General features: G+C 43.7%; 9 protein-coding genes and 1 other annotated feature. Of the genes, 8 read left to right on the top strand and 1 reads right to left on the bottom strand.

The features are described 5' to 3' along the window. Genes remB through gyrA form a run of 3 tightly spaced genes read left to right on the top strand, consistent with a single transcriptional unit; the run spans position 1 to position 4,824 of the window. Positions 1-285 carry an extracellular matrix regulator RemB gene (gene remB / locus B7E06_RS00250; protein WP_082231957.1) on the top strand — a complete coding sequence of 95 codons (285 nt, stop codon included), beginning with the start codon at positions 1-3 and terminating at the stop codon, positions 283-285. Positions 286-317: 32 nt separating this feature from the next. Next, the gene (gyrB, locus tag B7E06_RS00245) at positions 318-2,240 is read left to right on the top strand and encodes a DNA topoisomerase (ATP-hydrolyzing) subunit B (RefSeq protein ID WP_082231956.1); all 1,923 of its coding nucleotides are present in this window, start codon (positions 318-320) and stop codon (positions 2,238-2,240) included. Positions 2,241-2,277: 37 nt separating this feature from the next. Further along, a complete protein-coding gene (gene gyrA / locus B7E06_RS00240; RefSeq protein ID WP_082231955.1) occupies positions 2,278-4,824 on the top strand; it encodes a DNA gyrase subunit A in 2,547 nt (848 codons plus the stop codon). A gap of 524 nt (positions 4,825-5,348) precedes the next feature. Here the strand turns inward: gyrA and B7E06_RS00235 are convergent. Continuing rightward, positions 5,349-6,059 carry a YaaC family protein gene (locus tag B7E06_RS00235; RefSeq protein WP_082231954.1) on the bottom strand — a complete coding sequence of 237 codons (711 nt, stop codon included), beginning with the start codon at positions 6,057-6,059 and terminating at the stop codon, positions 5,349-5,351. Positions 6,060-6,224: 165 nt separating this feature from the next. On the opposite strand from B7E06_RS00235, the gene guaB reads away from it, so the two are divergent. The 5 genes from guaB (at position 6,225) to serS (ending at position 12,402) form a co-directional block, all read left to right on the top strand. Beyond that, a complete protein-coding gene (gene guaB, locus B7E06_RS00230; RefSeq protein WP_082231953.1) occupies positions 6,225-7,694 on the top strand; it encodes an IMP dehydrogenase in 1,470 nt (489 codons plus the stop codon). 106 nt (positions 7,695-7,800) lie between these two features. Next, positions 7,801-9,138, top strand: a complete 1,338-nt coding sequence (locus B7E06_RS00225) for a serine hydrolase (RefSeq protein WP_245807642.1) — start codon at positions 7,801-7,803, stop codon at positions 9,136-9,138. A gap of 120 nt (positions 9,139-9,258) precedes the next feature. Continuing rightward, the gene (gene pdxS / locus B7E06_RS00220; RefSeq protein WP_082231952.1) at positions 9,259-10,143 is read left to right on the top strand and encodes a pyridoxal 5'-phosphate synthase lyase subunit PdxS; all 885 of its coding nucleotides are present in this window, start codon (positions 9,259-9,261) and stop codon (positions 10,141-10,143) included. A gap of 79 nt (positions 10,144-10,222) precedes the next feature. After that, positions 10,223-10,813, top strand: coding sequence for a pyridoxal 5'-phosphate synthase glutaminase subunit PdxT (gene pdxT, locus B7E06_RS00215; RefSeq protein WP_082231951.1), 591 nt, complete (start codon positions 10,223-10,225; stop codon positions 10,811-10,813). A 37-nt stretch (positions 10,814-10,850) separates the two neighbouring features. Continuing rightward, positions 10,851-11,074, top strand: a binding site (T-box leader). 53 nt (positions 11,075-11,127) lie between these two features. Then, positions 11,128-12,402, top strand: coding sequence for a serine--tRNA ligase (serS, locus tag B7E06_RS00210; RefSeq protein WP_082231950.1), 1,275 nt, complete (start codon positions 11,128-11,130; stop codon positions 12,400-12,402). The last annotated feature ends 449 nt before the right edge of the window (positions 12,403-12,851 follow it).

The raw sequence follows: 12,851 nt of genomic DNA, 5'->3' as shown, positions 1-12,851 counted from the left end.
TTGTTTATACACATTGGAGATGACCATGTCATCCATTCCAAGGATGTAGTAAGTATTATTGATCATACGCTGTTAAGTTCTTCTTCGATAATTGAGGAGATGATTTTTAACCAGCGCAAAAACAAAAAAGTCGTGGAAGCTCAAGAGCATGAACCAAAAGCAATTGTCATTACTAAAGATTATATTTATTTTAGTCCTTTATCGGTCTACACTTTGAAAAAACGGGCGAATATGATTTCGACTTTAAATAGATTAGAAGATTATACAGAGGATTTGGAGCAATAATTTATATCCTTTAGAAATGTAGGTGAAGTACCATGAAAGAAGAAATTTTACAGGAACAACAGGCGTATGATGAAAATCAGATACAGGTACTTGAAGGCTTAGAGGCTGTGCGTAAGCGTCCGGGAATGTATATCGGATCAACAAACGAAAGAGGCCTTCACCACCTTGTCTGGGAGATCGTGGATAACAGTATTGATGAAGCGATGGCCGGATACTGTGATTATATTCAAGTAATCATTGAAGAGGACAACAGCATTACCGTTATCGATAACGGCAGGGGTGTCCCGGTTGGTATGCATGAGAAGCAGGGGCGTCCAGCGGTTGAAGTAATCATGACTGTACTGCACGCAGGCGGTAAATTCGGCGGAGGCGGATATAAAGTTTCCGGCGGTCTTCACGGTGTAGGGGCTTCTGTCGTTAATGCCCTTTCCTCGAAACTTGAAATTTTCGTTCACCGTGACGGTAAAGTCCACTACCAGAAATATCACCGTGGTGTTCCTCAAGCTGATCTTGAAGTAATCGGCGATACGGATATTACAGGAACAAAAGTTACATTTACACCTGATCCTGAAGTTTTTTCTGAAACTCAGGAATATAACTACGATACGTTAGCCAGTCGTATTCGTGAGCTGGCTTTTCTAAATAAAGGGTTAACTATTACTCTTGAAGATAAACGCAGTGATCGTGAAATACAGAAATATTATTATGAAGGCGGGATTCTCTCTTACGTGGAACATATGAACCGTACGCGTGATCCCATTCATGAAGCTCTGTTTATCGAGGATGAACAGGACGGAATCTCTATTGAGATTGCAATGCAGTATAACGATGGATTCGCAAGCAATCTTTATTCATATGCCAATAATATTCACACGTATGAAGGGGGAACCCATGAATCAGGCTTTAAGACAGGTTTGACACGTGTGATTAATGACTATGCCAGAAAAAATAATATGTTTAAGGAAACAGATCCAAACTTAACGGGGGACGATGTCCGTGAAGGTTTGACAGCGATCATTTCTATTAAGCACCCGAATCCACAGTTTGAAGGACAGACGAAAACTAAGCTTGGTAACAGTGAAGCCCGCACAATTACGGACTCGCTTTTTTCCGAAGCTTTGTCACGGTTTATGTTCGAGAACCCGGATATGGCGAAAAAAGTAGTAGAAAAAGGACTTATGGCATCACGTGCCCGTATGGCTGCCAAAAAAGCACGGGAACTGACACGCCGGAAAAATGCACTGGAAGTTTCCAATTTGCCGGGTAAATTGGCGGACTGTTCTTCTAAAGATGCCAAAATATCAGAACTTTATATCGTTGAGGGTGACTCTGCCGGCGGATCTGCCAAGCAGGGGCGGGACCGTCATTTTCAGGCCATCCTGCCACTTCGAGGAAAGATCATAAATGTAGAAAAAGCACGACTTGATAAAATTTTATCGAATAATGAAGTTCGTACAATTATTACCGCTCTTGGGACAGGAATTGGAGAAGAATTTGATATATCCAAAGCCCGTTACCATAAAATTGTAATTATGACAGACGCCGATGTGGATGGAGCGCATATTCGTACATTGCTGCTTACTTTCTTCTACCGGTATATGCGCCCATTGATCGAATACGGTTATATTTATATTGCTCAGCCGCCGCTTTATCAAATTAAGCAGGGTAAATCCGTGAACTATACGTATAGTGATCGGCAGCTTGAAGCTTTGCTTAAGGAAATTCCGGCATCGCCAAAACCAAACGTTCAGCGTTACAAAGGTCTTGGAGAAATGAATCCCGAGCAGCTGTGGGAAACAACAATGGATCCAGAAACACGGACACTTCTGCAGGTGAATCTTGAAGACGCGATAAGTGCCGATGAGACGTTTGACATTTTAATGGGTGATAAAGTAGAACCGCGAAGAAACTTTATTCAGGAAAACGCTCAATACGTGAAAAACTTAGATATATAAGAAATAGAAGCGAACTGGTAACTAGGAGGTAATTGGAATGGTTGATCAACCTGAACGCCCTCGCGTAGAGGAAGTCAATATAAGCAATGAGATGAGAACTTCCTTTCTAGATTATGCGATGAGTGTAATCGTCGCTCGTGCACTTCCAGATGTACGAGATGGTTTAAAACCGGTACACCGGCGAATATTATATGCCATGCACGACTTAGGCATGCACTCTGATAAAGCTTATAAAAAATCCGCACGTATCGTTGGGGAAGTTATCGGTAAGTATCACCCGCACGGTGATTCTGCCGTTTACGATACGATGGTTCGGATGGCTCAGAATTTTGCTTATCGCTACATGCTTGTCGATGGTCACGGAAACTTTGGTTCTGTCGATGGAGACTCCGCAGCAGCCATGCGTTATACAGAAGCCCGCATGTCCAAGATTTCCATGGAAATCCTGCGTGATATCAACAAAGACACGATAGATTATGGCGATAACTACGATGGTACGGAAAAAGAACCGCTCGTTCTTCCATCGAGATTCCCTAACCTTCTTGTAAATGGAGGTGCAGGAATCGCTGTAGGTATGGCGACAAATATTCCTCCTCATCAGCTTGGAGAAGTTATCGATGGAGTTCTTGCTGTTAGTAAGAATCCAGACATTACGATCCAGGAATTGATGGAAGAATATATTTATGGACCTGACTTCCCAACTCACGGGCAGATTCTCGGACTAAGCGGTATTAGAAAAGCCTATGAAACTGGGAAAGGATCTATTACCATCAGGGCCAAAGTTGACATCGAAGAGCATGCCAACGGAAAATCTACTTTGATTGTGACAGAGCTTCCTTATCAGGTGAACAAAGCCCGTCTCGTTGAAAAAATAGCTGAATTGGCCCGTGATAAGAAAATCGACGGCATTACAGATCTAAGAGATGAATCCGACCGTAACGGAATGCGTGTCGTTATTGAACTCCGCCGCGATGCAAACCCTAACGTACTGTTAAACAATCTCTATAAAATGACGGCATTACAGACAACGTTTGGTATCAATATGCTGGCATTAGTTGATGGCCAGCCTAAAGTTCTGAACTTAAAGCAGTGTCTTGAATACTACCTGGAACACCAAAAAGTGGTCATTAAACGCCGTACGGCCTATGAGCTTCGAAAAGCGGAAGCAAGAGCCCACATTTTAGAAGGGCTGCGTATTGCTTTAGACCATCTGGATGAAGTCATTCAACTCATTCGCGGTTCCCAGACTACAGAAATTGCCCGCAACGGCCTTATCGAGCGTTTCGGTCTTTCCGATAAGCAGGCACAGGCCATTCTTGATATGCGTCTGCAGCGCTTAACAGGCTTAGAGCGGGAAAAAATTGAAGAAGAATACCAGGACTTAGTGAAGCTGATTGCTGAATTAAAAGCGATTTTAGCAGATGAAGAGAAAGTTCTTGAAATTATTCGTGAAGAACTTCTGGAAGTGAAAGAACAGTATAACGACGAACGCCGTACAGAGATTGTCCTCGGCGGCACTGATTTCATTGAGGATGAAGATTTAATTCCGGAAGAAACAGTTATCGTTACACTGACTCACCAGGGCTATATTAAGCGTCTGCCCGCCACGACGTACCGTTCTCAGCGAAGAGGCGGACGAGGCGTGCAGGGAATGGGCACACATGAAGAAGACTTCGTAGAACATTTATTGTCCACGTCTACTCATAACACCCTGCTGTTCTTTTCTAACAAAGGGAAAGTCTATAAAGCTAAAGGCTATGAAGTGCCCGAGTTCAGCCGGACAGCGAAGGGTATCCCGATCATTAATATGCTGGAGATCGATCGTGATGAATGGATCAATGCTGTAATTGCTGTGGAAGAATTCGCAGATGACTGGTACTTCGTGTTTACGACTCGAAACGGTATCACGAAGCGGACAAGCATTTCACAGTTCGCAAACATTCGCCGCGGCGGACTTATTGCCCTTGGTCTTCGTGAAGATGATGAACTGATTTCTGTTAAGCTGACAGATGGCGAACAGGATATAATGATCGGTACGAAAAATGGATACGTTATTCGCTTTAACGAGTCCCAGATTCGTAAGATGGGACGTACAGCTGCCGGGGTGAAAGGGATCTCCCTTCGCTCTGATGATAAAGTCGTTTCCATGGAAATTATTGATGACAATCTTCAGGTGCTTACCGTTACGAGCAAAGGCTTCGGAAAGCGGACGCCTGCTGAGGACTATCGCCTGACTAACCGGGGCGGTAAAGGGATTATTACTTGTAACCTCACAGAGAAAAATGGGCATGTAGTTGCCACAAAAGCCGTTACCGGCGAAGAAGACGCCATGATCATTACCGCACATGGAGTGCTGATTCGGATGCCTGTAGAAACCATTTCTGAAACAGGACGAAATACGCAAGGGGTACGATTAATTCGTCTTCAGGAAGATGAAGAAGTAGCAACCGTGGCACGGATCGAATCTGAAAAAGAAGAAGAAGAGATCATTGAAGAAGCCATCGAAGCTGCCGAATCTTCGAATGAAGGTTCTGTTTCCACAGAAGCAGATAGCGCTGACGATTTAAATAACGAAGAAGAATAATTATTAAGCCGCTCTCTAATTTAAAAGGAGAGCGGCTTTTTGTTGTTTAATTCCTTTGGGGTGCTTTGTGAAGAGAAGCGGTGTTCCGTTTACTTTAGGATAGGGAGCCGGGCCTGGGGAAAGACTAGCTTTCCATGGGCGAATGGTGAGCTTCCTCGGGCTTTAAGCCCTCCAGGATCTCACCCTGTTCTTCTCTCCCATAGGAGTCTCGCCGTTTCCCCCGGCCCTTTGAGATTATTAGGAGTAACGGAACGCTGAGTAAGAAAAGACTATTTCCTTAAGAGAGATTACTGAAACTACAGCGTTCTGTTTATAACAAATGGTAAAGAGGGTGGGAAATGGCGAGACTCCTGCAGGGAGATAGAGCCAAGATGAGATCCGCGAGTGTAACGAGCTAGCTCATCGGCTCCCCGCGGAAAGCGAGTCATTTCCCAGCCTCTTTCCTCTTTATACAGGAAACAGAACAGTCTTATTCTCTTACGAACAGTTCTTTCGTTATTCAATATGGAATAGCAAGGTAACTCCTAATCAATTACATGCTCATACAGCCAGGAAGAAATAAGCTGAGGAATCTCCTCCGGCATTTTTTCAAGATAGTATTTAATAAAGACATAGTCTTCCCTGTCGCGAAGCTGTTCCATCTCTCCCCACCACTCATCTTCATAGCGCACAAGCATACTCAAATTATAAAGAATCGCAAACTCAGCCATTAACTTAGGCAGAATTTCCGTACTCTTCTCAACAGCCATTGATTTATACTGAAAAATCGGCTTCATAAAAGGCAGCGGTTCTAACAACTCACTCATCGAAACTTTTGTCGGAAGCTCATTCTTGCGAAAGAGACACTTTGAAGCATAAGGAAACAGCCCATGAGGCTGAATTCGAATTTCGTCTTCTAAAAATCGATAATGCTGCTTTTTACGTTTACGGGTAGAAAGCCCGTGGGCCAGTACTTTTACAGAAGAAGGATAAGTAGGATCGATTGTTAAAATACAGCTTTTTAAAAAATGGGTCAGACTGTAATAGTAAAGAAGCGGCTGAACGCTTAAGGGCGTCTGCTCGGCGGCTACAAAATATTCTTCGCCAAGTCTGAGTCCATACATAAATCGCTCGACATTTTGGTAGGCTAAGGTCTTAGCATCGTCTGCCTGAATTCGCTCATAACGGGAGTGGAGATAATTCCGAGCATGGGAAACAGCATTTAAGTATGTTAGGAAAGCATCTCTTTCGTTCATTTACACAGGACTCCTTTCCTATTTTTTACAACGAGGAAGATGTTTTTTGTTCTTGAAAAAGGCAGATCATTGTCGTATTGTAAATAACAATAAGAAAAATTGATAAAACCATTACCCACTTACTTTACCCATATTTAAATAAACTATTTAAGGAGAGGATCAAGCATGCGAGAGGACAAGTTTACAAAAGAAGGCCTGACCTTTGACGACGTTCTTTTAGTTCCTGCTAAATCGGATGTACTTCCAAGGGATGTTTCCCTTGCGACACAGCTTTCCCCTACACTGAAGCTGAATGTACCGATTATGAGCGCAGGGATGGATACAGTAACAGAAGCACCTATGGCCATTGGGATGGCACGCCAGGGCGGATTAGGTGTCATTCATAAGAACATGTCAATTGAAGAACAGGCGGAGCATGTAGACCGTGTGAAAAGATCAGAAAGCGGCGTTATTACTAATCCTTTTTTCCTAACACCAGAGCATCAGGTATTTGACGCAGAACATTTAATGGGCAAGTTCCGTATTTCCGGTGTACCGATTGTAAATAACATTGAGGATCAAAAGCTTGTTGGCATCATCACCAATCGTGACTTGAGATTTATGGATGATTATTCCCGTGAGATCAACGAAGTTATGACGAAAGATAACCTCGTAACAGCTCCTGTGGGTACAACCCTTGAAGAAGCTGAAAAAATTCTTCAGGAATATAAAATTGAAAAGCTTCCAATGGTAGATGATAATGGTGTACTCAAAGGCTTGATTACGATCAAAGATATCGAGAAAGTAATCGAGTTTCCAATGGCTGCAAAAGATGAGCAGGGCCGCCTTCTCGTAGCCGCTGCTGTTGGTGTAACGGCAGATGCTATGACTCGTATCGATAAGCTTGTTGAAGCCAACGTCGACGCTCTCGTTGTCGACACGGCTCACGGTCACTCACAAGGTGTTATTGACCAAGTGAAGCGAATTCGTGACAAGTATCCAAACATCAATATTATTGCAGGGAACGTGGCCACTCCTGAAGCGACTCGTGAACTGATTGAAGCGGGTGCAGATGTAGTAAAAGTAGGGATCGGACCAGGATCTATTTGTACGACACGGGTAGTAGCCGGAGTTGGTGTACCGCAGATTACGGCTGTTTATGACTGTGCTTTGGAAGCTTCTAAACACAATATTCCTGTGATTGCTGACGGTGGTATTAAATATTCAGGTGATATTGTAAAAGCGATAGCTGCAGGTGCGCATGCTGTTATGCTTGGCAGCCTGCTTGCAGGTGTAACAGAAAGTCCAGGCGAGACAGAAATTTATCAGGGGCGCCGCTTTAAAGTTTACCGCGGCATGGGATCTGTAGGAGCAATGGAGTCCGGCTCTAAAGACCGTTACTTCCAAAATGATTCAGAATCGAAAAAACTTGTCCCTGAAGGCATTGAAGGCCGTATGCCTTATAAAGGACCACTTAGTGATTCCATTCATCAGCTGCTTGGAGGTCTTCGTTCAGGTATGGGATACTGTGGGACGAAAGGAATCGAAGAACTTCGCAATGACGCTAAGTTTACTAGAATTACAGGTGCCGGCTTAAGAGAAAGTCACCCGCACGATGTACAAATTACAAAAGAAGCTCCAAATTACTCCGTTTAACCCGGAAAAATAAACATAGACAGGGACTTTTCCCTGTCTATTTTTTTATGAAGTCATATGGTAAAATAACAAAGATGCATACTATTTTCCATGGAGGTTGAGAGATTTGAAAGAAAGATTACGCGCATCGTGGGCCCTGGGGATGGTCCTGGTTTTATGCATGATTACCGTTTTTGGAAGCCCTGAATCTACATATGCGGCTACTGTAGATATCAAAGCAGATTCCGCGATCTTAGTAGATGCCGATTCAGGCAAAATTTTGTACGAGAAAGATTCTGATTTGACGCTGCCTCCAGCTAGTATGGCAAAGATGATGACAGAGTATCTCGTATTAGAAGCAATTAATTCAGGTGAAATTTCCTGGGAAGATACGACTCAAATAAGCAATTATCCATATAGCATATCGGCTAACTCTACGTTTTCCGGGGTAGGGTTAACACAGAACCAGGATTATACGGTACGAGAATTATATGAAGCCATGGCGATTAATTCTGACAATGGTACATCGATTGCCTTAGCTGAATTAGTAGCCGGGTCTGAAGGTGAATTCGTCAAAAGGATGAATGAAAAAGCGGAAGAGCTGGGAATGCCGGATTACCAATTCGTCAATGCTACAGGACTTGAAAATAAAGATTTAAGCGGGAATCATCCAGAAGGAACAGATCCTGACGGGACTAACCTGCTGTCTGCTCGTTCAGCTGCAATCCTTGCTTACCATCTTGTAAATGACTTTCCTGAAGCGTTAGAAATCTCTTCTATGACTTCCTTTACTTTTGGGGGAAAGGAAATAAATAATTATAACTGGATGCTTCCAGGTATGCCCGGCTATTTAGCAGATTTCGGCTATGAAGGGCTTGATGGACTAAAAACAGGTTTTACAGATTTAGCCGGCTTCTGCTTTACAGGAACGGCTGAACGTAACGGCCAGCGTCTAATTTCAGTGGTAATGAAGACAAATAGTGAAGAAGCTCGCTTTGAAGAAACTAAAAAACTGCTTGATTACGGGTTTGAACAGTTTGAACAGAAGGAACTTTTCCCGGCTGGCCACCAGGTGGATCAAAATTCCACTGTAAAGGTTTCAAAAGGAAAGGAATCTTCTGTAGAGCTTGAAACTGCCGCTCCGATTACAGCCCCTGTTAAAAAAGGCGAGGAGAAGCAGTATGAAGTAAAAGTGAATTTATCCAAAGAGGCTTTAGATAAAAGTGGCAATTTAGAGGCGCCTTTTGAAAAAGGTGAAAAAGTAGGTACTGCCGAGCTCGTTTACAATGGAGAGCAGTCTTATGACGATCTTCAGACAGGTGAGCCCCTTCGTACAGAAGTAGACGTGGTAACGACTTCAGGTGTCGAAAAAGCCAATTGGTTCATGCTCACGATCGGCGCTGTCGGTGACTTTTTTGGAGATATTTTCAACAATGCCGTAAATATGGTAAACGGCTGGTTTTAACATAAAAAATCCAATTCAAATGGTAGGATTTAATGCATGAATGAGGTACAATAGATAGGTGAAATAACTGATAGAAATAAAGCAACACCAAATATAGATCAATCCAGGGAGGAAACACTTATGTCTCAAATAGGTACTGACCGCGTTAAACGCGGTATGGCAGAAATGCAAAAAGGCGGCGTAATCATGGACGTCGTAAATGCAGAACAGGCAAAAATCGCAGAGGAAGCAGGCGCTGTAGCCGTTATGGCTCTAGAGCGTGTTCCATCAGATATCCGCGCAGCGGGCGGGGTTGCCCGTATGGCAGACCCGACAATTGTTGAAGAAGTAATGAATGCCGTTTCTATTCCAGTTATGGCTAAAGCACGTATCGGCCACATTACAGAAGCGCGTGTTCTTGAGTCAATGGGAGTAGACTATATCGATGAGAGTGAAGTACTGACTCCAGCGGATGAGATCTATCACATTAAAAAAGATGATTATACTGTTCCATTTGTCTGCGGCTGCCGTGACCTTGGAGAAGCGACACGCCGTATTCGTGAAGGAGCTTCTATGCTACGTACAAAAGGAGAGCCTGGTACAGGAAATATCGTAGAAGCCGTAAGCCATATGCGTAAAGTTCAATCGCAGATCCGTCAGCTTCAAAGCATGTCTGATGATGAAGTAATGGTATATGCTAAAGAAAACGGAGCACCATTCGATCTTCTATTAGAAATCCGTGAAGAAGGACGTCTTCCGGTCGTTAACTTTGCTGCAGGCGGAATCGCCACACCATCAGACGCTTCTCTAATGATGCAATTAGGAGCAGACGGTGTATTCGTAGGATCTGGTATCTTCAAATCAGACAACCCTGCAAAATTTGCCCGTGCGATCGTTGAAGCAACAACACATTACGATGACTATAAATTAATTGCTGAAATTTCCAAAGGTCTTGGCACAGCTATGAAAGGTCTTGAAATGAACACCCTCACTCCAGATCAGCGCATGCAGGACAGAAGCCACTAAGGCAGAAAAGCGGAAAAGCCCTGTTAAGCTAGCACCTTTGAGTTTAGACAACAAGCATAAATAAAAGGAGAAATGCATCATGACTACGATTGGCGTTTTAGGACTTCAAGGTGCTTTTCGTGAACATATCCGTTCTGTAGAAGCATCAGGAGCAGAAGCTGTTATCGTCAAAAGAGTGGAACAGTTAGATGAAATCGATGGGTTAATCATTCCGGGCGGGGAGAGTACAACAATCCGCCGTTTAATCGATAAATATAATTTTCTTGAGCCGCTCCATCAATTTGGCAAGCTGGGAAAACCAATTTTCGGTACATGTGCAGGATTGATTCTGCTGGCATCTGAAATTGATGGCTCTTATGATGTGCACTTAGGTTTAATGGATATCCGTGTCCGCCGCAATGCTTTTGGCCGTCAGCGAGAAAGCTTTGAAACGCCCCTTGATATTAAAGGAATCGCCGATCAGTATAATGCCGTCTTTATTCGTGCACCCTATATAGAAGGTGTAGGTGAAAATACTGAGGTGCTTGCGACATATGAAGGAAATATCGTAGCTGCTCAGCAGGGACATTTACTCGCCTGCTCGTTCCATCCTGAGCTTACTGATGACCACCGAATTACGGAGCATTTCGTAAAAATGGTGGAAATGTCTAAAAAATCACTTGCATCTTAACATCAGATCGTCTATATTTATTGGCAAGAACTAAAAAGCCAACACGATGATAGGAAGTAGTAGCTATTCTTTCTTTCTAAAGAGAGTCAGTGGCTGGTGTAAACTGACGTTAGAAAATAGTGAATCCATCCTTGAGTTGTCTGCCTGAACGTTGAGTAAGGCCGACCGGTTCTCACCGTTATGAGTAAAGCCGGGAGATCAATAAGTATCTCCAACCAGGGTGGTATCGCGGGAATTTATAACCAAGCTCTCGTCCCTTTATTTTCATAAGGGGGCGGGAGTTTTTTAATTTTTAAAAAAAGGAGGAACTTTTAATGTTGGACTTAAAATACTTACGACAAAACTTTGAAGAAGTTAAACAAAAGCTGCAAAACCGGGGAGAAGATCTTTCTGAGCTCGATGCTTTTGAAGAACTTGATGTAAGACGCCGTGAGCTGATCCAGGAATCAGAAGAACTGAAAGCCAGAAGAAATGACGTCTCTAAAGAAATCTCCCAGCTGAAAAAGAACAAAGAAGATGCCGATGATAAAATTAAAGAAATGCGTCAGGTCGGCGACCGCATTAAAGAATTAGATGATGAGCTCAGGCAGGTGGAGGAACGCCTCGATACAATGCTCTTATCTATTCCTAACATTCCGCATGAAAGTGTTCCTGTCGGAGAAGATGAAGAAGACAATATTGAAGCCCGTACATGGGGAGAGGTTCCTGCATTTGATTTTGAAGCAAAAGCCCACTGGGACGTAGCGGCCGATTTGGATATCGTAGACTTTGAACGCGCTGGAAAAGTAACCGGAAGCCGATTTGTTTTCTATAAAGGATTAGGCGCCCGCTTAGAGCGAGCTTTGCTTAACTTTATGATGGATCTTCACGCGGACGAGCACGGCTATCAGGAAATGCTTCCTCCACAGATGGTTAATCGTACATCCATGACAGGAACAGGACAGCTGCCAAAATTCGAAGAAGATGCTTTTAAGGTGGAAGGCTGGGATTATTTCCTCGTCCCGACTGCTGAAGTACCTGTAACCAACTATTATCGTGAAGAGATTTTAAAATCTGAGAACCTGCCGCAAAAATTTGTTGCGTTCAGCACAAATTTCCGCTCTGAAGCCGGATCTGCAGGACGCGATACCCGCGGTCTTATCCGCCAGCACCAGTTTAATAAAGTAGAGCTTGTACAGCTCGTGAAGCCGGAAGATTCTTATGAAGTACTTGAAACGCTGACAGGACACGCTGAAAAGGTCTTACAGCTGCTTAAATTGCCGTACAGGGTAATGAGTATGTGTACAGGAGATCTAGGCTTCACAGCTGCTAAAAAGTACGATATCGAAGTGTGGATCCCAAGCAACGATACGTACCGTGAAATCAGCTCCTGCTCTAACTTTGAAGCGTTCCAGGCGCGCCGGGCAGGTATTCGTTTCCGCCGCGAAGAAAAAGGCAAGCCGGAGTTTGTCCATACTTTAAATGGATCCGGACTGGCTATCGGCCGTACAGTAGCTGCGATCCTCGAAAACTATCAGCAGGAAGACGGCTCAGTTATCGTCCCTGAAGTGCTTCGTCCATATATGGGAGGAAAAGAAGTTATTAAATAATCGCTGACAAAAGTCCGGGCTTAGGCTCGGACTTTTTTATATATACTTAATAAAAAGGATTCCATTCCCTAACTTAGGTAACCGGGCTTGGGGAAACAGCTCGCTTTCCGAGGGCGAACGGTGAGCCTCCTCAGGCTATAAAGCCTTCCGGGATCTCACCTGTTCTATCCTTTCATATTTAATTCTCAAAAAAGGAGACTCCTGTTCCGTTTACTTGGATATAGAAAAGCGGGCCAGGGGAAACAACTCGCTTTCCATGGGCGAACGGTGAGCTTCCTCAGGCTAAAGCCTTCGGGATCTCACCCTGTTCTATCCTCCCATAGGAGTCTCGCCGTTTCCCTGGCCCTTTGCGTTTATTAGGAGTAACGGAACCCTTACGTGAGGACAAATGTAGAAGAGATTCCTAGAAACATAGCGTTCCGTTTTCACTATAAAAGTTAAAGAGACTG

The organism is Halobacillus massiliensis, from assembly GCF_900166625.1.
Classification (GTDB): domain Bacteria; phylum Bacillota; class Bacilli; order Bacillales; family Halobacillaceae; genus Halobacillus_A; species Halobacillus_A massiliensis.
The sequence above is the reverse complement of the archived record's forward strand: the minus strand, read 5'-3'. Positions and strand labels throughout refer to the sequence as shown.

Coding starts and splice junctions, on each gene's coding strand:
- pdxS (WP_082231952.1), top strand. CDS start 9,259: ATGTCTCAAATAGGTACTGACCGCGTTAAACGCGGTATGGCAGAAATG.
- B7E06_RS00235 (WP_082231954.1), bottom strand. CDS start 6,059: ATGAACGAAAGAGATGCTTTCCTAACATACTTAAATGCTGTTTCCCAT.
- gyrA (WP_082231955.1), top strand. CDS start 2,278: ATGGTTGATCAACCTGAACGCCCTCGCGTAGAGGAAGTCAATATAAGC.
- guaB (WP_082231953.1), top strand. CDS start 6,225: ATGCGAGAGGACAAGTTTACAAAAGAAGGCCTGACCTTTGACGACGTT.
- serS (WP_082231950.1), top strand. CDS start 11,128: ATGTTGGACTTAAAATACTTACGACAAAACTTTGAAGAAGTTAAACAA.
- pdxT (WP_082231951.1), top strand. CDS start 10,223: ATGACTACGATTGGCGTTTTAGGACTTCAAGGTGCTTTTCGTGAACAT.
- gyrB (WP_082231956.1), top strand. CDS start 318: ATGAAAGAAGAAATTTTACAGGAACAACAGGCGTATGATGAAAATCAG.